This is a genomic window from Caldimonas taiwanensis NBRC 104434, from assembly GCF_001592165.1.
In the GTDB taxonomy this organism is placed as follows: Bacteria; Pseudomonadota; Gammaproteobacteria; order Burkholderiales; family Burkholderiaceae_C; genus Caldimonas; species Caldimonas manganoxidans.
The window spans coordinates 1-23720 of sequence record NZ_BCWK01000004.1 but is presented as its reverse complement, the minus strand read 5'-3'; the positions used below and the strand labels follow the sequence as shown (position 1 = coordinate 23720).

Here is a 23720-nt window from a genome sequence, read left to right as displayed (position 1 = left end):
GCTCAGCCCTGAGGATGCAGCGGGATATAAAGCTCGCCACCAGCTTGGCGAAACTCCTCGGATTTCGCCGCCAAGCCTTCGGCCAGGGCCTGATCTTCCGAGATTCCCTGCTGGGCGGCGTATTCGCGCACCTCCTGGGTGATCTTCATCGAGCAGAACTTGGGCCCGCACATCGAGCAGAAGTGCGCAACCTTGGCACTGTCCTTGGGCAAGGTCTCGTCGTGGAATGCCCGCGCGGTGTCAGGGTCGAGCCCGAGGTTGAACTGGTCGGTCCACCGGAATTCGAAACGGGCCTTGGACAGCGCATCGTCGCGCGCGCGCGCGCCCGGGTGGCCCTTGGCGATGTCGGCCGCATGGGCGGCGATCTTGTAGGCGATCAAGCCTTGCTTGACATCGTCGCGATCGGGAAGACCCAGGTGCTCTTTGGGCGTGACATAGCACAGCATGGCCGTCCCGAACCAGCCGATCATGGCCGCGCCGATCGCACTGGCAATGTGGTCATAGCCTGGCGCAATGTCGATCGTCAGCGGCCCAAGTGTGTAGAACGGCGCTTCGTGGCAGTGCCGCAGCTGCTCTTCCATGTTGGCCTGGATCAGATGCATGGGCACATGGCCGGGGCCTTCGATCATGGTTTGCACATCGTGCTTCCAGGCGATCTGTGTGAGCTCCCCCAGGGTGCGCAATTCGGCGAACTGGGCTTCGTCGTTGGCATCGGCCAGCGAGCCCGGGCGCAGGCCATCGCCGAGCGAGAAGCTCACGTCGTAGGCCTTCATGATTTCGCAAATCTCTTCGAAATGCGTGTAGAGGAAGTTCTCGCGATGATGCGCCATGCACCACTTGGCCAGAATGGAGCCACCGCGTGAGACGATGCCCGTGCGCCGCCGCGCCGTCAGCGGGATGTAGGCCAGACGCACGCCCGCATGGATGGTGAAGTAATCCACCCCCTGCTCGGCCTGCTCGATCAGGGTGTCGCGGAAAATCTCCCAGGTCAAATCCTCGGCAACGCCGCCGACCTTCTCTAAGGCTTGGTAGATCGGCACGGTGCCGATGGGCACCGGTGAGTTGCGCAGGATCCAATCACGGGTGGTGTGAATGTTGCGACCCGTGGACAGGTCCATCACGGTATCGGCCCCCCAACGGATGGCCCACACCAGCTTTTCCACCTCTTCCTCGATGCTGGAGGTCACGGCCGAGTTACCGATGTTGGCATTGACTTTGACCAAGAAGTTGCGCCCGATGGCCATCGGCTCGAGCTCGGGATGGTTGATGTTGGCCGGAATGATCGCCCGGCCACGGGCCACCTCGTCCCGCACGAATTCTGGCGTGATCAGCTCGGGCAGGCAGGCTCCGAGCGGTTGGCCTCGCAGGCGCGCCTCGCGTTGCGCGTCGGCCAGGTGTTCACGCATCCATTCCCGGCGACCGTTCTCGCGGATGGCCACGAACTCCATCTCGGGCGTGACGATGCCACGTCGGGCGTAGTGCATTTGGGTGACGTTGCGACCAGCGCGTGCGCGGCGAGGTCGGCGCTGCAGGCCCGCGGCCTGGGCGCGCAAGGTTTGCAAGCGCTCATGGGCTGCGTCGCGCAGGCCATCATCCACGGCCTGTGCCACACGGCCCTCATAGGTCTGGGTGTCGCCACGGGCCTCGATCCAGGGCTGACGCAGCGCCGGCAGACCGCGTCGCACATCGATGAGCGCTTGCGGATCGGTGTAAGGGCCCGAGGTGTCGTACAGCGTGACCGTCTCGCCATTGGTGAGCTGCACCTCCCGCATCGGCACGCGCACCGTCGGGTGCAACTGGCCCGAGACCCAGACCTTGCGAGACGCGGGAAAGGGCTCGCGCGCCTGCGCGAGCCATTGAGCAAACTTGTCGGGGGCGTTCATGGGGGCTCCTTTCCGGTTCGTGGCTGCTCCGGAAAGTGCCCTTTGGGTGCTACCCCCTTTCAAGGGGGCCCCAACCCGCTCGGGCCAGGGGCGCAAGGGACAAATTCAGCTCTTCTTCCGCCGGTATTAACCGGATCAAGTTCATCGGGTTTGGCGTCGAACGCCATCTCAGCACACGGTGCACCCCGGAGCGTCGCTGAGTGTAGAACCCGGCCAGCAGCCGCGTCAAGACAGGACAGTGGGCGCTGCCGTCACGTGTCGTGTCATCGCGCTTGGGTTCGGGCACCCCGCGCAGGCGCACGCGATCGCTCAACGGGCCGGCTCCAGTCGCAATGTGGCTCCTTGCGCGTCGGCCGGTGCCCACAGCGGCACATATTCGACCTTGGCCCAGCGTTCGACGAAGTCATGGTAGTGGCGCGACAACACGATGCCGGATTGACCGCTGGAGTGCATCACGCGAGAGCGTGACGGATCGTGCACGTCATACAGGGCACGCAAGCTCGGCCCATGCTCGTTCAAGTAATGCTCGCCCGTGCTGGCATCGGCTCGCATGTTGACCCGCGCCACGTTCACCGTGTAGGTGTCTCCGCCCACGGGGACGCGCAGCTCGAACAGCGGAGCCAGCGCCTTGATGCGGCTGAAGGGGCGGTGCTCGGCGCGGGATTGATGGACCTGACCCCACTGCCAGCGGGCGGGGTCGGGCCCCTGCAAGGATTCCAACTCCTCCAAGGCTTTGTGGAAGGCCGCGTCGATCTGCATTTGGCAGCTTTCGGTGACCTCAGGCGTGCGCTTGTCATCGCACCACCAGGCGTCGTCGCGCATCAGAATGCCTTCGACGGCGTCGCGGAAATTGCGTGACCCCGACATCGCACGGCCAAGAAATTCGGGGCCGACCTCGTCGGCCAGCAGCCCTTCGGTCAGATGCCGGATCCAAGCCCAGAATACCAGCGGCTCGGGCCGCTGTGCGGCCATCGTGCCATCGAACTGCGCGAGCATGGCCTGCACCGGTGCGGCCAGCCGGTGTGAAGACTGCGCACGGCGCAAATACGGCAGGAGCTTGACGGTGGCAAGCGAAAGCTCGTCGGCCTGCATCCGGGCGAAACTGTCCAAGTCGTGCCGCTGCTGCGCTTGCAGCAGGGCTTCGATGCGCTCTTGGCGGTAAGGCAGCGCCCATTCGCTGCCCAGATAATGCGGATAGTCCGGCCCGTGGATGCGTTGATTGGCCGTGGCGATCCACCCTCGCGCTGGATCGATCTCACGCGGCGTGAGGCTGGTATCGAGATAACCCACCCAGTCGTAGCGGGCCTCCCAGCCCGGTGCCGGCACCTGGCCTTTCAAATCATTGTCCGGTGCTCGCAGCGGCACCCGGCCGGCGGCCACCCAGCCGATACGTCCGTCGCGGTCGGCCACCACCATGTTTTGCATGGGGGCAATGTTCAGCGAGGCTGCAGCTTCAATGAATGCCGGCACGCTGGAAGCCCGGTTGATCGCCAGCGCCCCTTCCATCGAGGTGTTGGGCACGTCCAGCGCCGTCCAGCGCATGGCCAGTGCATACCGCGGCGCCTCCTTGGGGCCGGTCAGACCGTCCGCTCCGGCAGCCGGTGCATCCGAAATCACCGGGCCGTGACGCGTGGCCCGCACGGTGAACTTCACTTCGGCCCCGCCCCGCACACGCACGGTCTCCTCGAAGGTCTCGAAGCGCGCCCAGCCCTCGGGCGTGCGGTACAAGGATGGGTCTTCCGGATGAATTTCTTCGAGATAGAGATCTTGCACGTCTGGCCCGGTATTGGTGAAACCCCAGGCGATGTGCTCGTTTTGCCCGAGCACCACGACCGGCAACCCCGGCATCGTGGCCCCGGCCACTTTGAAGCCGGGCGCCTCCAGGCGTGCGAAGTACCACAAGGCCGGCGCACTGAGCTTCAAATGGGGGTCGTTGGCCAGCAAAGGATGCCCCGTCTGAGAACGCGCCCCCGAGACGACCCAGTTGTTCGAACCCAAGCCCTCGATGCCCGACGGCGGCGCAGCGTTCAATGCATGCTGTCCGAGCTTGCCATCGAGCTTGAGCGAACGATACAACGCGGCGTAATCGGCCAGCGGCAGGGGCGCCTCCCCAGGATACGGGGGCATGAGTTCGTTGATGCGCTGCACCGGCAGACTCAAGGCCAAACGCATGCGGATCAACTCCGCATTCCAGTTGGCGCCCAGGTCCCAAGCCATCATCGTGGTCCAGGCCAAGGTGTCGGCGGGTTCCCAACGCCCAGGCTGCAAGCCGAGGATGAGGAACTCCGGCGGACGCACATCCATGTGCTGTTCGACGAAGGCATTGATGCCCGCTGCATAGGCTTCGATGGCGCGGCGCGTCTCGCCCTGCACGGCTTGCCACTGGGCCTGTGCGGTGCGCCTCACCCCCAAGGCTCGCAGGAAGCGGTCGGTGTCCAAGGCCGACTCGCCGAACACCTCGGCCAACTGGCCACGACCAATGCGGCGGTGCATCTCCAGCTGCCACAGTCGATCTTGGGCATGCACGAAGCCCAAGGCAAACATCAGGTCTTCCAGGTTCTGCGCCCGAATGGTGGGGATGCCGTGTTCGTCGCGCACGATGCTGACCGGGGCGCTCAGCCCCGATACCTTCAATTCGCCCTCGGTCTTGGGCAGCACCAATGCGCGGTAGGTCCCTATGGCAGCGACCAGTGCCACCACGAGCAATAGCACGGCCGCCAGCATCCCTCTGAGCCACTTCACGGTTTCGTCTCCATCGGTCGATCGTATGCACCAAGGCCGCGATCCCGCGGGGACCGCGCGATGCAAGTTTGGCACACCCGTGCACACGGAGCCCAGTGCACCGCGTTGCGTCCTGTTGCGAGCCCGCATGCCCATCGGCTGCCGATGGATGCAGAATCACGAGGCATGAACATCATCATCCTGGACGATTATCAGGACGCCGTGCGCAAGCTGCGTTGTGCGGCCATGCTGGAGCCCTACAACGCCAAGGTCTTCACCAACACGGTCAAGGGCATTGGCCAACTCTCGGTGCGGCTGCGCGATGCCGACGTGCTGGTGCTGATCCGGGAGCGCACACAATTCCCTCGGCAGTTGCTGGAGAAGCTGCCTCGTCTGAAACTGATCTCCCAGACGGGCCGGGTGGGCCCGCACATCGACATCGACGCCTGCACGCGCCTGGGCATCGCCGTGGCTGAGGGGGTGGGTTCGCCGGTGGCGCCGGCAGAGCTCACGTGGGCCTTGATCATGGCCGCCATGCGGCGGTTGCCGCAATACATCGGCAACCTCAAGCATGGAGCTTGGCAGCAGTCCGGCCTGAAAGCCGCTTCCATGCCCCCCAATTTCGGCTTGGGCATGGTGCTCAAGGGCAAGACGCTGGGCCTTTGGGGCTACGGCAAGATCGGTCAATTGGTGGCCGGCTACGGCCGTGCTTTCGGCATGAAGGTGCTGGTGTGGGGCAGCGAAGCTTCGCGCCAGCGCGCCCAGGCCGATGGCTTCGAGGCCGCCTTCAGTCGCGAGGCCCTCTTCGAGTCCAGTGACGTGCTCTCGCTGCACCTGCGCCTGGTGCCCGAGACCCGGGGCATCGTCAAGCTCGATGACCTGCTGCGCATGAAGCCTACGGCGCTGTTCGTCAACACTGCGCGCGCCGAACTCGTGGAGGACAATGCCTTGGTCAGCGGGCTGAACAAGGGCCGCCCCGGGATGGCCGCCGTGGATGTCTACGAGACCGAACCGCCCTTGCCCGGCCACCCGCTGCTGCGCCTGGAAAACGCCGTGTGCACCCCGCACATCGGCTATGTCGAACAAGACAGTTACGAGCTTTATTTCAGCGCAGCATTTCAGAACGTCATCAATTTCATCGAAGGCCGGCCCACCAACCTGGTCAACCCAGACGCGCTGAAGGTCTTCCGCGGATGAGCCCGATCGCCATGCCGGGACCCCACACGCTGGCGGCGACCCGGCGGGTGCTGATGTTGGGCAACTTCGTCATCGGCTGTGGCGTCATGGTCGTGGGCGGCACACTCAACGACCTGGCGCGATCGTTGCAAGTGTCAGTGGCCGTGGCCGGCCAGCTCATCACGGCAGCAGCCGTCGTGATGGCCGCTGGGGCCCCCATGCTGGCCGTGTGGGTCTCGGGTTGGGACCGGCGGCGCCTGCTGGCCGGCGCTCTCGTCTGGTATGCCTTGGGCCATGGCCTGTGCGCCCTGATGCCCGATTACGACAGCCTATGGCCGCTGCGGGCCTTGACGATGCTGGCCGCTGCGGTGTTCACGCCTCAAGCGGCCGCCGCGATCGGGCACATGGCCCCGCCACAGCAGCGTGGGCGCAGCATCACGACCGTGTTTCTCGGCTGGGCCCTCGCCTCGGTCCTGGGCATGCCCCTGAATGCCTGGATCGGCGAAACCCACGGCTGGCGCGCGGCGATGGCCTTCGTCGCCCTGCTGTCCCTCATGGCGGCTGGGCTCGTTCTGCGCTGCATGCCAGCGGGCATCCAGCCCCCCGGGCTGAGCCTGCGCGCCTGGCGCGGCGTGATGACCCACCCGGTGTGGATGGCCATGGTCGGCGTCACGGCACTGGCCGGAGCCGGACAGTTCACTGTGTTCTCTTACTTCGCACCGTACTTTCGAGACGTGGTGCAGGCCACGCCCGGTCAGCTCGCGCTCATCTTCGGCTGGTTTGGTCTGTGGGGCCTGATCGGCAATCTGCTGCTGTCGCGCACGGTCGATCGCATCGGCGCGCACCGGGCGGTGGCCTGGTTGCTGGGTCTGATCGTGCTCAGCATGAGCCTGTGGCCACTGGCCCGTGGCCTGGCTCTGACGCTGCTCGTGCTGGTGCCCTGGGGTCTGAGTTGCATGGCCTCGAACTCGGCCCAGCAAGCTCGGCTCAGCCATGTGGCCCCCCTAATGGCGCCGGCGCTGATGGCACTCAACACAGCGGCCATCTACCTTGGGCAAGCCACAGGAGCCGCCGCCGGAGGCTGGCTGGTGGCCCACTGGGGCTACGACTGGCTACACCGGGTCGGGTTGGTTTGGGTGATCGCGGCCCTGGCCCTGAGCTTGTGGGCCCAACGGGTGTGTGCGCGCACCCCTTCCCTCAGCGAGGCCCCACCCGGCTAACCCGTGGCCCTCAACCCAGGGCGGACTGCAGCAGGGCCGGCAGCGGGCCAATGGCCCGCAAGGCATCCGGTGGTGCATCGGCCACCATGTCAGACCATGGCCAGGGGTCATGGAACCGCACCTCGGTGCGCCCGTCCGATGCGCGCACCACGTCGATCTGCCATGGCAGCTCGATTTCACGACTGCCATCGTCCATCACCACCGGCGTCACGCCGCCGGACAAGCCCAACACCAGCGTGGCTCCCGGGCACTCGGGCGGAATCCGCTTGGCAAAGACGACCAAACCGTGCGAGGACGCAGCCGCCTCGATCTTGGAGACCGTTTCATCGACATCGTAGGGGCTGACCAAGGCATGACGGCCAGGCCGGTCCACGGCGTCTTCCGTCTTTCCCCGCGCCAAAGGCGAGCTCAACGCGGCCATCACGACGGCCACACAACCCGTCATCCACAAGCGCAGCGGCGCGCGGCGGTGCAAAGAACGCGGCATGGGCTCCTCCTTCCAGTGCGAGGGATGATCAACACGTCACGCCTGCCCAGACGAGACAGGTCCCTTGGCCTTGCGGGCATCCGCCACCGATCCCGCGTTGCATGGGGGGCGCAGGGGCGGCCTGCGGCTTCGGTCAGCCTCGCCGATGGCGACGCAGGGTGAGGCCTGGGCACACCCCAGGCAACGACGCTGTTTTACAACGAAAAAGAGGCGCCTGCGTGAATTTCTGTTGACAGATCGAAATTTTTACAATCTGCTTCGCGCCTCTTTGCGGCGCGGATCAATCGTGCTTGGTGCCAAAGATTTTGTCGCCGGCATCGCCCAGACCGGGGATGATGTAGCCGTTCTCGTTGAGATGGCTGTCGATGGCAGCCGTCCAACACCGAACGTCCGGATGGGCGGCATCCAGTGCTCGCACGCCTTCGGGGGCTGCCACGAGCACCAACGCCCGGATGTCCTTGCAGCCCTTGCGCTTGAGCAGATCGATCGTGGCATTCATCGAGCCGGCCGTGGCCAGCATGGGGTCGATGATGAGGGCGGTGCGCGCCTCCAGGTTGCCCACGAAGTTCTCGAAATAGTGCTCGGGTTGCAAGGTGTCGTGGTTGCGCGACAGGCCCACGACGCTGATCTTCGCGTTGGGAACCATGTCCAGCACGCCGTCGAGCATGCCGATGCCTGCCCGCAAGATGGGCACGACCGTGACCTTCTTGCCTTTGATGCGATCGACTTCGGTGGGGCCGCTCCAGCACTGCAAAGTGACCTTCTCCAGCGGAAAATCGGCTGTGGCCTCGTACGCGAGCAGTCGGGCCACCTCGGAGGTCAACTCACGGAATTTCTTGGTTGAAATGTCGGCCTCTCGCAGCAGGCCGATTTTGTGCTTGACGAGGGGGTGCTGGACTTCGATGACAGGCATGGGATTCACCGGAAAACGGACCTCGGTGCGGCCGTGTGCCGAACCGCAATGCCCGCAGTGTAACGAGCCCGGCCTGGCCGTGGCCCATGCCGGCGGCTCAGCGCCGCTGCCGCAGCGCCTCGTACAGACAGATGCCGCTGGCCACTGACACATTGAGGCTTTCGACGACGCCACGCATCGGGATGGACACCAATTCATCGCAGGTCTTGCGGGTGAGCTGCCGCAAGCCCGTGCCCTCGGCGCCCAGCACCAGTGCCACCGGCACCTTCAGGTCGGCATCGAAAACGCTTCGCGACGCCTCCCCGGCCGTGCCGATCACCCAAATGTTGCGCTCTTTGAGCTCGGCCAGTGTGCGCGCCAAATTGGTCACCATGAAGTACGGCACCGTCTCGGCCGCGCCGCTGGCCACTTTGGCCACCGTGGCGTTCACGCCCACCGCGTGATCCTTGGGGGCGATCACTGCATGCGCGCCGGCGCCATCGGCCACGCGCAAGCAAGCCCCCAGATTGTGCGGATCGGTCACGCCGTCGAGCACGAGCAGCAAGGGCGCCACTTCCAGGCCGTCGAGCACATCGTCCAGCGATCGCGCCATGGGCAGGGGCTGAACCCGGGCGACCACGCCCTGGTGACGGTGTGTGCCGCACAGCCGTTGGAGTCGATCGTCATCACTGTCGATCAGCCGCACACCGGCTTCCTCGGCCCTGGCCAGGAATTGACGCATGCGCTGATCGCGCCGGCTGGCGTCGACATGGATGTCGACGATGGATTGCGGCGCGGTCTTCAAGCGCACCGTCACGGCATGGAAGCCGAACAGAATCTTCGCAGAGCTCAAGGTCGAATCTTTCGCGGGCAACCAACGATACTTGCGCGCGATGGTAGCGCCATCGCGTGGCCACGCGCGCTCAGACGGCTTCGGCCGGAAGCATCAAGCGGCCGGCTTCGAGTCGGATCTGACGGTCGCAACGGGCGGCAATGCCACGGTCGTGAGTGACGAGCACCAAGGTGGTGCCGCGCTCTCGGTTCAGCGAGAACATCAAGTCCATCACAGTTTCGCCCGTGGCGAAGTCCAAACTGCCCGTCGGTTCGTCGGCCAGCAGCAGTTCGGGTTCCACCACAAAGGCACGGGCCAGCGCCACGCGCTGCTGCTCGCCGCCGGACAGCACCCGAGGATAGTGGCCCAGGCGTTGACCCAGCCCCACACGCTCGAGCATCGCCGCCGCACGCTGGCGCGCATCGGGGCGGCCCTGCAGCTCCAGCGGCAACATCACGTTCTCCAGGGCGGTCAGATTGGCCATGAGCTGAAAGCTCTGGAAGACGAAGCCCACCTTGGCCGCACGCACTGCGGCACGCCGGTCCTCATCCAGGGCGAAAAGATCCACGCCGTCCAGCCGGACCGTGCCCGCAGTGGGCGTGTCCAGACCTGCAAGGATCGACAGCAAGGTCGATTTGCCCGAGCCGGAGGCCCCGACGATGGCCACCGATTCCCGCCGAGCCAGTGCGAAATCGATATCGTGGAGAATCGTCAGTGTGCCGGTGGAGTCCGTCACCCGCTTGGTCAGCCGCTCCACCGCAATGATGGGTTCAGTCATGATCGTGCGCTTGTCACAACGCCGCCACTTTATCGCGGCCCTCACAGTCCACCTGTTTGCCGGGTTATCGCTGCCGCGGGCGACCTGGGCCAATGCTCCGGCTCGCATCCTGGTGGTGGGCGACAGTTTGTCGGCCGAATACGGCCTTGCCCGCGGCAGTGGTTGGGTGGCGCTGCTGCAGCAGCGTCTGCAACGCGAGGGTATGGCAGCCAACGTCATCAATGCCAGCATCAGCGGGGACACCAGCGCTGGCGGGCGATCGCGCCTGCCAGCACTGTTGCGACAGCACCGCCCTACCCACGTGGTGATCGAACTGGGCGGCAACGACGCCCTGCGCGGTCTACCGCTGGAGGCGACCCAGCGCAATCTGACGGAGATGGTCCGCATGTCGCGCCAGGCCGGTGCTCGCGTGCTGTTGGTGGGCATCCAGGTGCCACCCAATTACGGCCGCGCTTACACCGAACGCTTTGCGGCCGTCTTCGAGCACGTGGCCTCTACCGAAAAGGTGCCGCTGGTCCCCTTCCTGTTGCGAGGGGTGGCCGATGTGCCGGAGGCCGCCAAGTTTTTCCAGCCCGACCGCATCCATCCGAACGAAGCAGCCCAACCGGTGCTGCTGGACAATGTGTGGCCCGCCTTGCGCCGCTTGCTGAAGTCCTGAGGTGCCTGGCATGCCCATCGTTCCCGTGGCTGCAGCCGAAGCGATCGCCGGCCTGAACCGCTTCGACACCATCATCGATGCTCGCTCGCCCTCCGAGTACGCCCTGGATCGCCTGCCCGGTGCGCGCAACTGGCCGTCTCTGGACGATGAGCAACGCCGTATCGTGGGCACGTGTTACAAGCAAGTCTCGGCTTTCGAGGCTCGCAAAATCGGTGCCGCCATGGTCGCCCGCAACATCGCCGCGCACATCGAGCGCGAGGTGATGGACAAACCGAAAGACTGGGCACCACTGCTGTATTGTTGGCGCGGCGGCCAGCGCTCTGGAGCCCTGGCTTTGGTGCTGGGACAGATCGGCTTTCGGGTTCATCTGCTCGAAGGCGGCTACAAGGCCTGGCGACGCCACGTGGTGCGCGACCTCGAGACCCTGCCCTCGCGATACACCTGGCGGGTCTTGTGTGGTCGCACCGGCTCGGGCAAAAGCCGTTTGCTGCAAGCGCTGCAGGCCCAGGGGGCGCAGGTGTTGGACCTGGAGGCCCTGGCCGAGCATCGGGGCTCGGTGCTTGGCCTGCTGCCCGGACGCCCCCAACCCTCTCAGAAGCAGTTCGAAACCCGCATCTGGCAGGCCCTGCGGACCTTCGATCCTCACCGGGTGGTCTATGTGGAAAGCGAGAGCCGCAAGCTGGGACTGTTGCAAGTGCCCCTCGCCTTGATTGAGAGCATCCGCCAGGCCCCGTGTCTGCATATCGACCTGGCATTGCCCGAGCGCATAGCGCTGCTGATGGAGGAGTACGACTTTTTCCTGCGCGATGTGGACGCCTTGTGCCAGCAGCTCGACCACCTGGTGCCCCTGAGAGGCCGGGCCAAAGTGGACGGCTGGAAACAGGCCGCGCGAGAGGGGCGCTTCGTCGACCTGGTTGAAGCCCTGCTCGTGCAGCATTACGACCCGAGCTATGAAGCCTCTTTGCGGCGCAACTTCCTGCGCCATGCCGAAGCGGCTCGCCTGGCCCCGGCATCGTCCTCCGCACAGGCCTATGCCGCCCTGGCTCGCGAGTTGATCGCCAACGAAGAGCGGCACTGACACCCGGCCGTCCGCAGGGACGGCCGCATGTCCTGGCTTACCCCATGTGCAAGCCGCCGTTGATGGAGAAGTCGGCGCCCGTGGCAAAGCCCGAATCCTCCGAGGCAATCCAGGCCACGATCGAAGCGATTTCTTCAGGGGTGCCCAGCCGCTTGACCGGGATGGTGGCGATGATCTTTTCGAGCACCTCGGGCTTGATCGCACGCACCATGTCGGTGCTGATATAGCCGGGGCTGACGGTGTTGACCGTCACCCCCTTGGACGCCAATTCCTGCGCCAGAGCCATCGTGAAGCCATGCATACCGGCCTTGGCGGCCGAATAGTTGGTCTGACCGGCTTGGCCCTTTTCGCCATTGACCGAGGAAATCTGGATGATCCGTCCCCAACCGCGCTCGACCATGTCGGGCACCACCTGTTTGGTGACGTTGAACATGCTGTTGAGGTTGGTGTCGATCACCGCATGCCAATCCTCCGGTGTCATTTTGAGGAACATGCGGTCGCGGGTGATGCCGGCATTGTTGACCAGCACATCGATGGGGCCATGTTCGGCCTTGGCTTTCGCGAAGGCCTGAACGGTCGAATCCCAGTCGGCCACGTTGCCAACCGATGCATAAAAGGTGTAGCCCAGTTCCTTTTGCTGGTCGAGCCACTTCTGGTAGTCGCGGCTGGGCCCGCAGCCGGCGATCACTTTGAACCCGCTTCTGGCCAAGCGCTGGCAAATCGCGGTGCCGATGCCACCCATGCCACCGGTGACGTATGCGACTTTCTGACTCATGTGATGCTCCTGATGAAGTTCATGCGGCCCGGATCCAGCGTCGACCGAAAGGCCTCGTCGGTCAACCCGTACTCTCCCTGTGCACCCGGGCCTGGGGGTTGGAAATCCTTCAGCGCTCGACGGTCAGTGCAACTCCCATGCCACCGCCGATGCACAGCGACGCCAGGCCCTTGCGGGCGCGGCGCCGCTGCATTTCGTACAGCAGTGTGACCAGGATGCGGCAACCCGAGGCCCCAATCGGATGCCCGATGGCGATGGCGCCTCCGTTGACATTGACCTTGCTCGTATCCCAGCCCATTTCTTTGTGCACGGCGCAGGCCTGCGCGGCAAAGGCTTCATTGATCTCGAGCAGATCCAGGTCGGCGGCTTTCCAGCCGGCACGCTCCAGCGCTTTGCGCGCTGCCGGCACCGGCCCCATGCCCATGTAGGCCGGGTCCAGACCCGCGCTGGCATAGGACGCGATGCGCGCCAGCGGCTTGAGCCCAAGCTGGTCGGCCTTCTTCGCGCTCATCACGACCACAGCCGCTGCTCCATCGTTGATCCCCGAGGCATTGCCAGCGGTCACGCTGCCGGCTTTGTCGAAGGCCGGACGCAGGCCGGCCAAGGCCTCGGCACTGGTCTTGCGGTTGATGAACTCGTCGGTATCGAAAACGATGGGGTCGCCCTTCTTCTGCGGAATGTTCACCGCGACGATCTCGTCACGAAACCGGCCGGCATCTTGGGCCGCAGCGGCTTTTTGCTGCGACGCCAAGGCCAAGGCATCCTGCTCCTCACGGCTGATGCCATACTTTTTGGCCACGTTCTCGGCGGTGATGCCCATGTGGTACTGGTTGTAGACGTCCCACAGACCGTCGGTGATCATCGAATCGATCATTTTCCAGTCGCCCATGCGCTGGCCCTCGCGCGAGCCCAGCAGCACGTGCGGGGCCTGGCTCATGTTTTCCTGCCCCCCGGCGACGACGATCTCGGCATCGCCATCGCGAATGGCTTGTGCGGCCAGCATCACGGCCTTCAAGCCCGATCCACACACTTTGTTGATGGTCATGGCCGGCACCGCGTGGGGCAGGCCCGCTTTGATGACGGCTTGACGGGCAGGGTTCTGGCCGCAACCGGCTTGTAGCACCTGCCCCATGATGACCTCACTGACCTGTTCGCCCGCGATGCCGGCACGGCGCAGTGCTTCGGCGATCACGACGGCGCCGAGCTCGGCCGCCGGGGTCCGGGCCAGGGTGCCGCCGAACTTGCCCACCGCGGTGCGGGCTGCGGAAACGATGACGATGTCGCTCATGATGTTCTCCTGCAGTAAATCCGAATCAAGCCCTGGCCTTCACATAGCGGCCAGGGGCGGGTTCGATGGGGGGGTACCGACGGTGACCGGGACGGCGTGGCGCCGGAATCTGCCGGCCGCCATGGCCAGCCAGCCAGCCAGCCCAGCTCGGCCACCAGCTTCCGGGATGTTCGGTCGCGCCGGCCAGCCAGGCCTGCGGGTCGGCCGGCAGCTTGGGCTGAGTCCAGAAGCTGCGCTTGTTCTTGAGCGGCGGGTTGATGACGCCGGCGATGTGTCCCGAGGCTCCCAACACGAACTGCTTCTTGCCTTTGAGCAACCGGGTCGATGCATAAGCGCTCTGCCAAGGCACGATATGGTCTTCCCGTGACGCGTAAATGAAAGCCGGCGCCTGGATGCGCCCGAAATCGACCGGCTCACCGCAGACCCGAACCTTGCCAGGCACCGTGAGGTTATTTTCCAAATAGGTATTGCGCAGATACCAACAATACATCGGGCCAGGCAGGTTGGTGCTGTCCGAATTCCAGTACAGCAAGTCGAACGGCGGTGGTGTCTCGCCCTTGAGGTAGTTGCCCACGACATAGTTCCATACCAAGTCGTTGGGCCGCAAGAAGGAAAACGTTGCCGCCAGTTCCTGGCCTTTGAGCAAGCCCGGACCGGTGGGGCTACGCTGGCCGATGGTCATCTCCCGCAGCTGCACCGACGCTTCATCGACGAAGATGTCCAGCACACCGGTGTCGCTGAAATCGAGGAACGAAGTCAGCAGCGTCACACTGTGAGCCGCTTGCTCGCCTCGTGCGGCCAGAACGGCCAGCGCCGTGGCCAAAATGGTGCCGCCGATGCAAAAACCTAAGGTGTTGACCTGCTCTTGCCCGCTCACCTCCTGGACCACCCGCAGGGCACGGATCACGCCTTGGTCGATGTAGTCGTCCCAGGTGAGGTGCGCGATGCTTTCGTCGGCATTGCGCCAGCTCATCACGAACACGCGATGGCCCTGCTCCACCGCGTAGCGAATGAACGAGTTGTCCGGCTGCAAATCGAGGATGTAGTACTTGTTGATACAAGGCGGCACGATCAGCAGCGGCCGCTCGTACACCTTGGTCGTCAGTGGTTTGTACTCGATGAGCTGGAAGATTTCGTTTTCGAAGATCACCGAACCCGCCGTGGTGGCCACGTTGCGCCCGACCTCGAAGACACTCTCGTCGGTTTGAGACAGGTGGCCCTGGCGAATGTCGGCCAGCAATTGGCGTAAACCCTGAGCGATGCTCTGGCCTCCGGTTTCCAGCGCGCGCCGCTGGGCTTCGGGATTGAAGGCCAGAAAGTTGCTCGGTGCGGTCGCGTCGATCCATTGCTGCACGGCAAACCGCAGACGCGCTCGGGTTTTCTCGTCGGCCTGGACGCTTTCGGCAAGGTTGAGCAAGGTTCGAGCATTGAGCAAATACACCGAGGCGAGGTACGCCGCCACGGGGTTCTCGGCCCATTCCTTGGCAGCAAAACGTCGGTCGTCGGGCTTGAGCGCACTGTGGCCCCCAGCACTGATGAACCCATTCCACAAGGCCGCGGCTTCTTTCAGGTACTCGGTCTGCAAGGCCGCCAGCCGTTCGGCCGGAATGTTGAGCCGAGCCAGTGCCGCCATGGCCTCGCCCACGTGCTCTCCAAGAGCCTGGGCCGGTTCATATGCACTGGAGGTGGTTCGCTTCATCTGTTCCTCGGAGGTCGATGCCGGCAGGGGCCCCGTGGCCAGCGCTGCACGACGGATTCACCAATGTCGTGTTTTTACACCGGCCGCCTTGCGAAATCGAACATTCCGAAGCGCGCATAATTGGTGTTTGTCCGTTTGCTTGACGCATGCCGAGGGCGACGCCCAAGGCCTTTGGCGCATCTGCTCCATGTACCTCGTGGCCATTGCTTGGCTGTACGTCGCTTTGATGATGGCTGTGGCCGAAGCGATCAGCACCCAGGGCTCGGTACTGGGTGCCGTCGTGACCTTCCTGTTTTATGGGCTGGGGCCGGTTTCGTTGGTGATGTACCTGTTGGGCACGCCTGCACGGCGGCGGGCGCAACGGGCGGCAATCGCCCGCGAGCAAGCAGCCGCAGCCTCAGGCGATCCAAACGAGCGCGGCCATGCGGCCCGTGATTCCGTCGCGGCGGAACGAGAAGAAGCGTGAAACGTCTTCGACCGTGCATGCGCCGCAGGCGCTGACCCGTGTCACGCCGCTGTGCCGCAGTCGGTCGCGCGCCAAGCCCACGAGATCGGCCAACCACTTGCCAGGCTGTGGGCCTGCCCGGAAATGGGTGGCCGCCGTGGCGTGCACGCGGCAGAAGGCTTCGCGCACCTCCTCCCCCACCTCGAAGCGCCTTGGCCCGATGCATGGCCCCAACCAGGCCACCAGCGAGCCCGGATCGCATCCGATGGTCTGACACAACGCAGCCACCGTGTTCTCGATCACGCCGCCGGCCAGCCCGCGCCAGCCGGCATGGGCGGCGCCCACGCCGAGGCCCCGGTCATGGGCCAGCAAGACCGGCAGACAATCGGCCACCAAAATCGCACACGCCAGGCCCGGTGTGGTGCTCACCGCCGCATCGGCTTGCGGGGGCGGATGACTGGCCATCGATGTGTGCAGATGCACCACGTGGGTGCCATGCACCTGCCGCAGATACACGGCGGTGACGCCCAAGGTCTGGGCCAGGTGCTGCCGATGCCTGGCCACGGTCAGGGCATCATCGCCCACGTGATCGCCCAAATTGAACCCGTCGAAAGGCGGCTGACTGAAGCCCCCCGCACGAGTGGTCATCACGGCGCGCACGCCAGGCGGGGCGGCCCATGTGGGCGTGAACCAGCTTTGCGTGTTCACGCCTGGGCGTCCGGACAGCGTGAGGGCTGCGCCGCAACGAAGGCTGGCAACTGCATGCAGTGCTCAAAGATGCGCATGACGGTGGGCACATGGTCGAGCCGGCAGTCGAAACGCTGCGCATTGAAGATCTGCGGCACCAGCACACAATCGGCCAGCGTGGGCTGGTCTCCATGGCAGCACCGCCCGGTGGCGGGCGAGCCGCTCAACAGGCGTTCCACGGCTTCCAGCCCAGTCTCGACCCAATGTCGGTACCAAGCGTTCTTGGCCTCTTCGGACACACCGAGCTCATGCACCAGATACCGCAGCACGCGTAAATTGTTCAACGGATGGATTTCGCATGCGATCGACTGCGCCAGGGCTCGCACGCGCGCACGTCCGGCCGCATCGGCAGGCAGCAGGGGCGGCTCGGGGTGGGTTTCATCCAAATATTCGATGATCGCCATCGACTGCGTCAGGGTCAGCCCCCCGTCTTGCAGCACCGGCACCAGCCGTTCGGCCGACACCTCGGTAAACGGCGCCGACAGCTGCTCGTTCTTGACGAGGTGAACCGGCACATAGTCATAGCGCAAGCCTTTGAGTTCGAGTGCGATTCGCACACGAAACGAGGCCGAGGACCGAAAGTAGTTGTACAGCTTCATGACCGTTGGCGTCGCTGGCTTCAGTCGATGATGCGCACTTGGAGTTCGGGCAGCCCTTCGATGCGCCCGACGAGCAGGTCGCCGGGGACGACGGCCCCAACGCCTTCTGGCGTGCCGGTGTAGATCAGATCGCCGGGGGCCAGGGTCCAGGCGCTGGACAGGTGCTCGATGACTTCAGCGACGCTCCAGATGAGTTTGCTGGTACGACTGGACTGGCGCACCTGGCCGTTGACACTGAGCTCGATGGCCGCATCCAGCACCCCGGGCGCTTGGGCCGCCGGCACGATGGGCCCGATAGGCGCAGACTCCTCGAAGCCCTTACCAATGCACCAGGGGCGCCCCTGCTTTTTCATCTCATTTTGGAGATCGCGCCGCGTCATATCCAGGCCGGCGGCATAGCCCCACACGTGCGACAAGGCTTGAGCCGCGGGAATGTCTCGCCCGCCCTTGCCGATGGCCACGACCAGTTCCATCTCGTGGTGCAAGTTACGGGTCAGGCCGGGGTAATGCATCTGACCGACCTCGCCGGCACGCACTGGCAGGACCGCATCGGCAGGCTTGAGGAAGAAAAACGGCGCTTCGCGTCCCGTGTGGCCCATCTCGATGGCGTGCTCGACATAGTTGCGACCGACGCAGTAGATGCGGTGCACCGGGAACGTGTCGGCCGATCCGGCCACGGGAACTCGCACGACAGCAGGGGGAGCAAAGACGTCACTCAAGGGAAACTCCGCAGGACTGGATGCCTGGATGCTACACCGGCGCGCGCCGTTGCGGACACGGGCTCACGCTACACTGCCCCCCATGCTCCATGCCCGCCAGATCAAGCACTGCAGAGCCTGCGGCACCGCGGTCCAGTACCTGGTCCCGGCCGATGACAATCGTGAGCGGGCCGTCTGTCCGGCCTGCGGAACCGTTCATTACGTCAACCCGCTCAACGTGGTGGGCACGATTCCGGTTTGGGGTGATCAGGTGTTGCTGTGCCGGCGCAACATCGAGCCGCGCTACGGGCTGTGGACTTTGCCCGCCGGCTTCATGGAGCTGGGCGAGACGACCGAGCAAGGGGCCTTGAGGGAAACCGAGGAGGAGGCCGGTGCTCGCGTCGAGCTCGAAGGATTGTTTGCACTGCTCAATGTGGTGCGGGTTGGACAGGTGCACTTGTTCTACCGCGCCCGACTCTTGGACACGGCCTTTCGCCCCGGGCCGGAGACGATCGAAGCCCGCCTGTTTTCACCGGACGAGATTCCCTGGGATGAGTTGGCGTTTCGTACCGTACGCGAGACCCTGCTGCGCTACTTCGAAGACCGCCAGCGGGGTGAGTTTCGTGTGCACTGTGCCGATATCACCTAAAGTTCGCACCATCGATTCTGCGCATGACCGCCTTGCCCGATGCCACCTCTGCAGCCCCGCCGCCAGGCCCGCCCGCCGTGGCCGAGCCGACGCCCCGCCAGCGTGAAGACCTGGTGCATGCCGATCCGCTGCTCGATTGCCTGATCGAGGTTTGTCGGCTGCATGGCCAGTCGGCCACTCGGGCCAGCTTGTCGGCAGGCTTACCCCTGGTTGGCGGTCGTCTGACCTTGTCCCTGGCCGAACGTGCGGCCGCGCGCGCGGGCATGGCCTGCAAGCTGCAGCGCTGCGCGTTGGAAGACATCGAATCCGCCGTGCTGCCGGCCATCCTTTTGCTCCGGGGGAACAAAGCCTGCGTGCTGCTGGGCTGGGACGAAGGCGCAGAACGGGCCCAGGTGCTGTTGCCCGAATCGGGCCAAGGCGCCGTCAGTTTCACACGCGCCGAGCTGGCCGAGCGGTACACCGGCCTGACACTGTTCGTGCGTCCACATTTCCGGTTCGACGAGCGCACTCCGCCGGTGCGCCAAGAGCCAACGCGACATTGGTTTTGGTCCGCCGTCTTCGAGCAACGATTCGTTTATCGAGACGTGCTGTGGGCTGCGTTGTTGATCAACGTCTTCGCCCTGGTATTTCCGCTGTTCGCGATGAATGTGTACGACCGTGTGGTTCCCAACCACGCGATCGAAACATTGTGGGCCTTGGCCATCGGTGTGGCATTGGTGATCGGGGCCGACCTGCTGATGCGCACCCTCAGGGGACGCTTCATCGACGAAGCCAGCGCACGCATCGACGTGCGGATCTCCGCGGCGCTGATGGAACAGGTGCTGGGCTTGCGCATGGAGCATCGTCCTGAGTCGGTGGGGTCGCTGGCGGCCAACTTGCGCAGCTTCGAGCAAGTGCGAGACTTCATCGCCTCATCCACCGTCACTGCGCTGATCGACCTGCCCTTTGCACTGTTGTTCTTGGCGCTCATCGCCTGGATCTCACCTTGGCTGCTCCTGCCGGTGCTGCTGGCTTTCGGCGGCGTATTGCTGTTGGGTCTTGTGTTGCAAGGACGATTGCATGCCTTGGCCGAGCAAACCTATCGCGCCAGCGCCATGCGCAATGCCACGCTGGTGGAAAGCCTCACCGGGCTCGAGACGATCAAGACGCAAGCTGCCGAGAGCGTGATCCAAAGCCGTTGGGAGCGTGCCAATCAATATCTGGCCGGGCTGAATTTGCGCATGCGGCGCTTGTCGGCCAGCGCCTTGCATGGCACGGCCAGCGTGCAGCAGTTCGTCACGGTGGTGATCATCGTGGCAGGCGTGTATCTGATCGGCGAGCGGGAACTGACCATGGGGGGGCTGATTGCCTGCACGATGCTGGCGTCTCGGGCGCTGGCTCCTGCAGGCCAGATCGTTGGGCTGCTCATGCAATATCAAGGGGCACGCACCGCGCTGGAGTCGCTCAACCAAATCATGTCGCAGCCGGTGGAGCGTCCGGCCGGCGCGCATTACGTGCAACGCAAAGAGTTCACCGGCGAGATCGAATTTCGTGATGTGCGCTTTGCCTACCCTCACCGGCAAGACCAGGCCTTGGACGGCGTGAGTTTCAAGATCGCCGCAGGCGACCGTGTGGCACTGATCGGCCGCGTCGGCTCGGGCAAATCGACGATCCAAAAGCTCATCCTCGGGCTGTACCGCCCCGACCAAGGTGCCGTCTTGCTCGACGGCATCGATGTGCGACAGCTCGATCCGGCCGACATCCGCCGCAACGTGGCCTATGTCTCGCAAGACGTGACGCTGTTTTATGGCTCGCTGCGCGACAACATCACCCTGGGGATGCCGTATGCGGATGACTCCGCTTTGCTGGCCGCTGCCGAGGTCGCTGGCCTGATGGAATTCGTCAATCGTCACCCGCTGGGCTTCGACATGATGGTCGGCGAGCGCGGCGAATCGCTCTCTGGTGGGCAGCGCCAGGCCGTCGGCATCGCCCGCGCCGTGCTGCACAACGCCCCGGTACTCTTGCTCGATGAGCCCACCAGCGCGATGGATTTCTCCAGTGAAGCGCATGTGAACACCAAGATCAGCCGCTTCGCCCAAGGCAAGACGGTGGTGCTGGTCACGCATCGCACGTCTTTGCTGTCACTGGTCAACCGGGTGATCGTGGTGGACGCAGGCAAAGTGGTGGCCGACGGCCCGCGCGATCGCATCCTTGAAGCACTGTCGGCCGGCAAGATTGCGAGGGCCGCATGATTCGGGATTGGTGGAATCGATGGCGCCAACTGGCACAGGACCCCTCCCCCGCGGAGGTCCAGCGCTCATTCCATGGCTTCGAGCTGGAAGCCGAGGAATTGATGAGCCAGCGATCCACACACCGGGCTCAACGCATCGTCCGAATCGCGGTCATCGTCACCGCTGCGCTGCTGGTGTGGGCGGCCTTGGCCCGCGTGGATGAAATCACACGAGCCGAAGGACGTGTGATTCCGTCGCGACAGCTCCAAGTGGTGCAATCGCTCGACGGCGGCGTGGTGGCCGAAATCCTCGTGCGTGAGGGTGAAGTGGTCGAGCCCGGGCAGTTGTTGCTCCGCATCGACGAAACCCGAGCCGCTTCCGGCGTCAACGAAAGCCGCATTCAAGCCTTCGCCCTGCGCGCCCGGGAGGCCCGGCTGCGTGCCATTGCCGAAGGTGGCGCCTTCAAGCCCCCGGCTGTGACGGATCACGACCCCGAAGAAACCCGTATCGTCGAGGAAGAGCGGCGCTTGCTTGAAGCTCGTCAGGCCGAATTGGCCAATCTGTTGTCGATCAATCAGCAACAGTTGTTGCAGCGCCAGCAAGAGCTGGCTGAAATCCGCGCACGCCGTCAATCGGCACAACAAGCCCTGGAACTGGCTCAGCAAGAGCTGAACAAAACCCGTCCCTTGCTGGCCTCTGGCGCCGTCTCCGAAGTGGATGTGCTGCGGCTCGAACGCGAAGTCGCCCGCCTGCGCGGTGAAACCGAGCAAACCACGGCCCAGATCGCCAGAGTGCAAGCGGCCATCGTCGAGGCGCAACGCAAAATCCAGGAGACGGAAATCTCCTTCCGCAACGACGCCCGCAAAGAATTGTCCGAAGTCTTGGCCAAATTGGCCGCGCTGAACGAAAGCAGTGTGGCGCTGGCTGACCGGGTGGACAAAACCGCCGTGCGCTCTCCAGTACGAGGCACCGTGCAACGCTTGCTGGCCAATACGGTGGGCGGCGTCATCCAACCCGGCCGCGATGTCGTCGAAATCGTGCCTTTGGACGATGCACTGCTGCTGGAGGCCCGCGTCATGCCCCGAGACATCGCCTTCATCCGCCCGGGCCAAGAAGCCATGGTCAAGTTCACGGCCTACGACTTCGCCATATACGGCGGCTTGAGTGCGAAAGTCGAAAACATCAGTCCCGACACCGTCGTCGATGAACGCGGCAATGCGTACTATGTCGTGCGAGTACGCACCGACCGCCCCTCCTTGGGGGAACACTTGCCGATCATTCCCGGCATGACCGCCGAAGTCGACATCCTGACCGGCAACAAGACTGTGCTGAGCTATCTGCTCAAGCCGATACTGCGAGCCAAATCCGTGGCACTGACCGAACGCTGAGTGCCCCACGCTCCCAAAACGCCCCGATCGAAGGCTCAATCGTGATCTCAGTCACGAAAGAGCGGCGTTTTTCGATCGATTTGCATTTCGCAGCGCCCGCAGGCGCCTGGCATCGGCGGCCCCCAGCCCGAATGGGTGCAATCGACGAAAAAACTGCCTTCAGTTGTGAAGCAATTCACACCACGCCCCCCAAAAAGAAGGGGGCCCGAGCCGCGGCAGATCTTTATCCTGACGCCATAAAACCGTCACTAAATGCAACAAGCTTCGACCCAGGTCAACGCCATGTCTCAAGCCGCCTCCGCTGTCATCGGAACCGTCTCCGCCCTCTCAGGCATCGTTTACGCTCGCGATCCATCGGGACGGATGCGTCGTTTGCAACTGGGTGACGTCGTCCATGCTGACGAAATCCTGGTATTGGCCGAAGGCGCCCGCATCGAGCTTGAAGATCCGGCAGGGGCCACGTTCGTACCGCGCCATGTCGAAGTCCTCGACGCAAATGCCCTGCCCGCTGGACTTCCCGCCGAGGGTGCATCTCGCAATGGCGAACGTGCCACGGCCGAGATCGACCGCGTGATCGAATCGTTGGAATCTGGGGTCGCCAACGAACAAGATGCGCCGGCAGCCGGCTTGACCGCCGATGCAGGCGGCAACAGTGGCTTGCCACCGGGGCTGCGCGTCGAACGTATCACCGAAACCATCGGCAGCCGGTCGTTCGAGCTCCCCACGAACACCGACGCCGCCGCCACCACCGAATTGGGCCAAACCGCATCGTCCGCAGATCGAGCTCCCGGTACGCTCGACGCCACGGCTCCCACCCTCACGATCTCCGCAGCGGACGTCTTGCTGGCCCCCGGCGACTCCACCACCCTCACTTTCAGCTTCAGCGAGCCGGTCTCTGGCTTCGATGCCTCGGACATCACGGTGACCGGAGGCATCGTCTCAGGACTCACGCAGATCGGCCCCAACACCTGGACCGCCACCTTCACGCAGTCCGGCTCGGACAGGCCCAGCATCGCCGTGACCGCGGGCAGCTACACCGACCTGGCCGGGAACCCGGGCAGCAGCGCCTCTGTCACCCTGGCGGCCGACATCGAGCCGCCCGTGATAGATCTCGATGCCTCACAACCCGGCACCGGGTATGCGGCCACGTTCACAGAAAACGGTTCACCGGTATCCATTGGCGACATCGACCTGAGGATCGACGACCCGGATTCCCCCAGCCTCACCGGCGCAAGCGTCACCTTGACCAATCCGCAACCCAATGACGTGTTGAGTTTCGGATCACTTCCCGCCGGCATCAGCGCGTCAGTCTCAGGCCACACGATCACCTTCAGCGGCGTTGCATCGCTGGCTGACTACGAAGCCGCCATCCGCGCCGTGACCTTTTCGAACGCCAGTGATGCGCCCGCCACGGTGGATCGGACCGTCACCGTCACTGTGACCGACCGCAATGGCAACACCTCGGCGCCTGCCACAGCCGTCATCCAAGTCCAGGCC

The 23720-nt window shown here is 64.4% G+C and carries 20 protein-coding genes and 1 riboswitch; of the genes, 8 read left to right on the top strand and 12 right to left on the bottom strand.

The genetic code is table 11. The features are described 5' to 3' along the window. Nucleotides 1–2: 2 nt before the first annotated feature. Together thiC and CTA01S_RS04620 are read right to left on the bottom strand one after the other, a co-directional pair. Nucleotides 3–1883, bottom strand: coding sequence for a phosphomethylpyrimidine synthase ThiC (thiC, locus tag CTA01S_RS04625; RefSeq protein WP_019560730.1), 1881 nt, complete (start codon nt 1881–1883; stop codon nt 3–5). Between the two features lie 95 nt (nt 1884–1978). Then, nucleotides 1979–2081: riboswitch (TPP riboswitch) on the bottom strand. 111 nt (nt 2082–2192) lie between these two features. Then, entirely contained in the window at nt 2193–4625 is a 2433-nt protein-coding gene (locus tag CTA01S_RS04620) for a penicillin acylase family protein (protein WP_232300993.1), read from the bottom strand. Between the two features lie 165 nt (nt 4626–4790). On the opposite strand from CTA01S_RS04620, the gene CTA01S_RS04615 reads away from it, so the two are divergent. Together CTA01S_RS04615 and CTA01S_RS04610 are read left to right on the top strand one after the other, a co-directional pair. Further along, nucleotides 4791–5801 carry a D-2-hydroxyacid dehydrogenase family protein gene (locus CTA01S_RS04615; protein ID WP_019560728.1) on the top strand — a complete coding sequence of 337 codons (1011 nt, stop codon included), beginning with the start codon at nt 4791–4793 and terminating at the stop codon, nt 5799–5801. An 11-nt stretch (nt 5802–5812) separates the two neighbouring features. Further along, entirely contained in the window at nt 5813–7000 is a 1188-nt protein-coding gene (locus CTA01S_RS04610) for an MFS transporter (RefSeq protein WP_062193081.1), read from the top strand. Between the two features lie 10 nt (nt 7001–7010). Here CTA01S_RS04610 and CTA01S_RS04605 read toward each other — a convergent pair whose 3' ends face one another. The 4 genes from CTA01S_RS04605 to CTA01S_RS04590 form a co-directional block, all read right to left on the bottom strand. Then, on the bottom strand, nt 7011–7487 hold the full coding sequence (locus tag CTA01S_RS04605; protein WP_019560726.1) for a DUF302 domain-containing protein: 477 nt from the start codon (nt 7485–7487) through the stop codon (nt 7011–7013). Nucleotides 7488–7767: 280 nt separating this feature from the next. Beyond that, nucleotides 7768–8400 carry a uracil phosphoribosyltransferase gene (gene upp, locus CTA01S_RS04600; RefSeq protein WP_019560725.1) on the bottom strand — a complete coding sequence of 211 codons (633 nt, stop codon included), beginning with the start codon at nt 8398–8400 and terminating at the stop codon, nt 7768–7770. A gap of 97 nt (nt 8401–8497) precedes the next feature. After that, the gene (rlmB, locus tag CTA01S_RS04595) at nt 8498–9232 is read right to left on the bottom strand and encodes a 23S rRNA (guanosine(2251)-2'-O)-methyltransferase RlmB (protein WP_062193079.1); all 735 of its coding nucleotides are present in this window, start codon (nt 9230–9232) and stop codon (nt 8498–8500) included. A gap of 70 nt (nt 9233–9302) precedes the next feature. Then, nucleotides 9303–9989: an ABC transporter ATP-binding protein gene (locus tag CTA01S_RS04590; RefSeq protein ID WP_019560723.1), complete on the bottom strand. Its 687-nt coding sequence runs from the start codon at nt 9987–9989 to the stop codon at nt 9303–9305. On the opposite strand from CTA01S_RS04590, the gene CTA01S_RS04585 reads away from it, so the two are divergent. After that, nucleotides 9988–10647 (top strand): arylesterase, encoded by a 660-nt coding sequence (locus tag CTA01S_RS04585; protein WP_062192718.1) that lies wholly within the window; start codon nt 9988–9990, stop codon nt 10645–10647. The two genes, CTA01S_RS04590 and CTA01S_RS04585, sit on opposite strands and share 2 nt — an antisense overlap. Before the next feature lie 10 nt (nt 10648–10657). Next, nucleotides 10658–11725 carry a tRNA 2-selenouridine(34) synthase MnmH gene (gene mnmH / locus CTA01S_RS04580; protein WP_062192714.1) on the top strand — a complete coding sequence of 356 codons (1068 nt, stop codon included), beginning with the start codon at nt 10658–10660 and terminating at the stop codon, nt 11723–11725. Between the two features lie 37 nt (nt 11726–11762). Here mnmH and phbB read toward each other — a convergent pair whose 3' ends face one another. From phbB to CTA01S_RS04545, 6 genes are all read right to left on the bottom strand, one after another. Beyond that, nucleotides 11763–12500, bottom strand: coding sequence for an acetoacetyl-CoA reductase (gene phbB, locus CTA01S_RS04575; RefSeq protein WP_019560720.1), 738 nt, complete (start codon nt 12498–12500; stop codon nt 11763–11765). A 109-nt stretch (nt 12501–12609) separates the two neighbouring features. Continuing rightward, nucleotides 12610–13788 carry an acetyl-CoA C-acetyltransferase gene (locus CTA01S_RS04570; RefSeq protein ID WP_062192710.1) on the bottom strand — a complete coding sequence of 393 codons (1179 nt, stop codon included), beginning with the start codon at nt 13786–13788 and terminating at the stop codon, nt 12610–12612. A 25-nt stretch (nt 13789–13813) separates the two neighbouring features. Next, a complete protein-coding gene (phaC, locus tag CTA01S_RS04565) occupies nt 13814–15487 on the bottom strand; it encodes a class I poly(R)-hydroxyalkanoic acid synthase (RefSeq protein WP_062192707.1) in 1674 nt (557 codons plus the stop codon). A 397-nt stretch (nt 15488–15884) separates the two neighbouring features. Continuing rightward, nucleotides 15885–16640 (bottom strand): peptidoglycan editing factor PgeF, encoded by a 756-nt coding sequence (pgeF, locus tag CTA01S_RS04555; protein ID WP_062192703.1) that lies wholly within the window; start codon nt 16638–16640, stop codon nt 15885–15887. After that, entirely contained in the window at nt 16637–17278 is a 642-nt protein-coding gene (gene maiA, locus CTA01S_RS04550) for a maleylacetoacetate isomerase (protein WP_062192700.1), read from the bottom strand. The genes pgeF and maiA overlap by 4 nt, the downstream gene beginning before the upstream one ends. A gap of 20 nt (nt 17279–17298) precedes the next feature. Continuing rightward, nucleotides 17299–17997 carry a fumarylacetoacetate hydrolase family protein gene (locus CTA01S_RS04545; protein WP_062192697.1) on the bottom strand — a complete coding sequence of 233 codons (699 nt, stop codon included), beginning with the start codon at nt 17995–17997 and terminating at the stop codon, nt 17299–17301. An 82-nt stretch (nt 17998–18079) separates the two neighbouring features. Here CTA01S_RS04545 and CTA01S_RS04540 point away from each other — a divergent pair, with 82 nt between their 5' ends. From CTA01S_RS04540 to CTA01S_RS04525, 4 genes are all read left to right on the top strand, one after another. Continuing rightward, entirely contained in the window at nt 18080–18625 is a 546-nt protein-coding gene (locus tag CTA01S_RS04540) for an NUDIX hydrolase (protein WP_062192693.1), read from the top strand. A gap of 23 nt (nt 18626–18648) precedes the next feature. Continuing rightward, nucleotides 18649–20856 (top strand): type I secretion system permease/ATPase, encoded by a 2208-nt coding sequence (locus tag CTA01S_RS04535; RefSeq protein ID WP_062192689.1) that lies wholly within the window; start codon nt 18649–18651, stop codon nt 20854–20856. Continuing rightward, complete coding sequence (locus tag CTA01S_RS04530; protein ID WP_062192686.1) at nt 20853–22223, top strand: HlyD family type I secretion periplasmic adaptor subunit; 1371 nt, start codon at nt 20853–20855, stop codon at nt 22221–22223. Before CTA01S_RS04535 ends, CTA01S_RS04530 begins: the two co-directional genes overlap by 4 nt. 252 nt (nt 22224–22475) lie before the next feature. Then, nucleotides 22476–23720 (top strand): Ig-like domain-containing protein (locus tag CTA01S_RS04525; RefSeq protein ID WP_232300992.1); only part of this gene is annotated, 1245 nt, incomplete at its 3' end.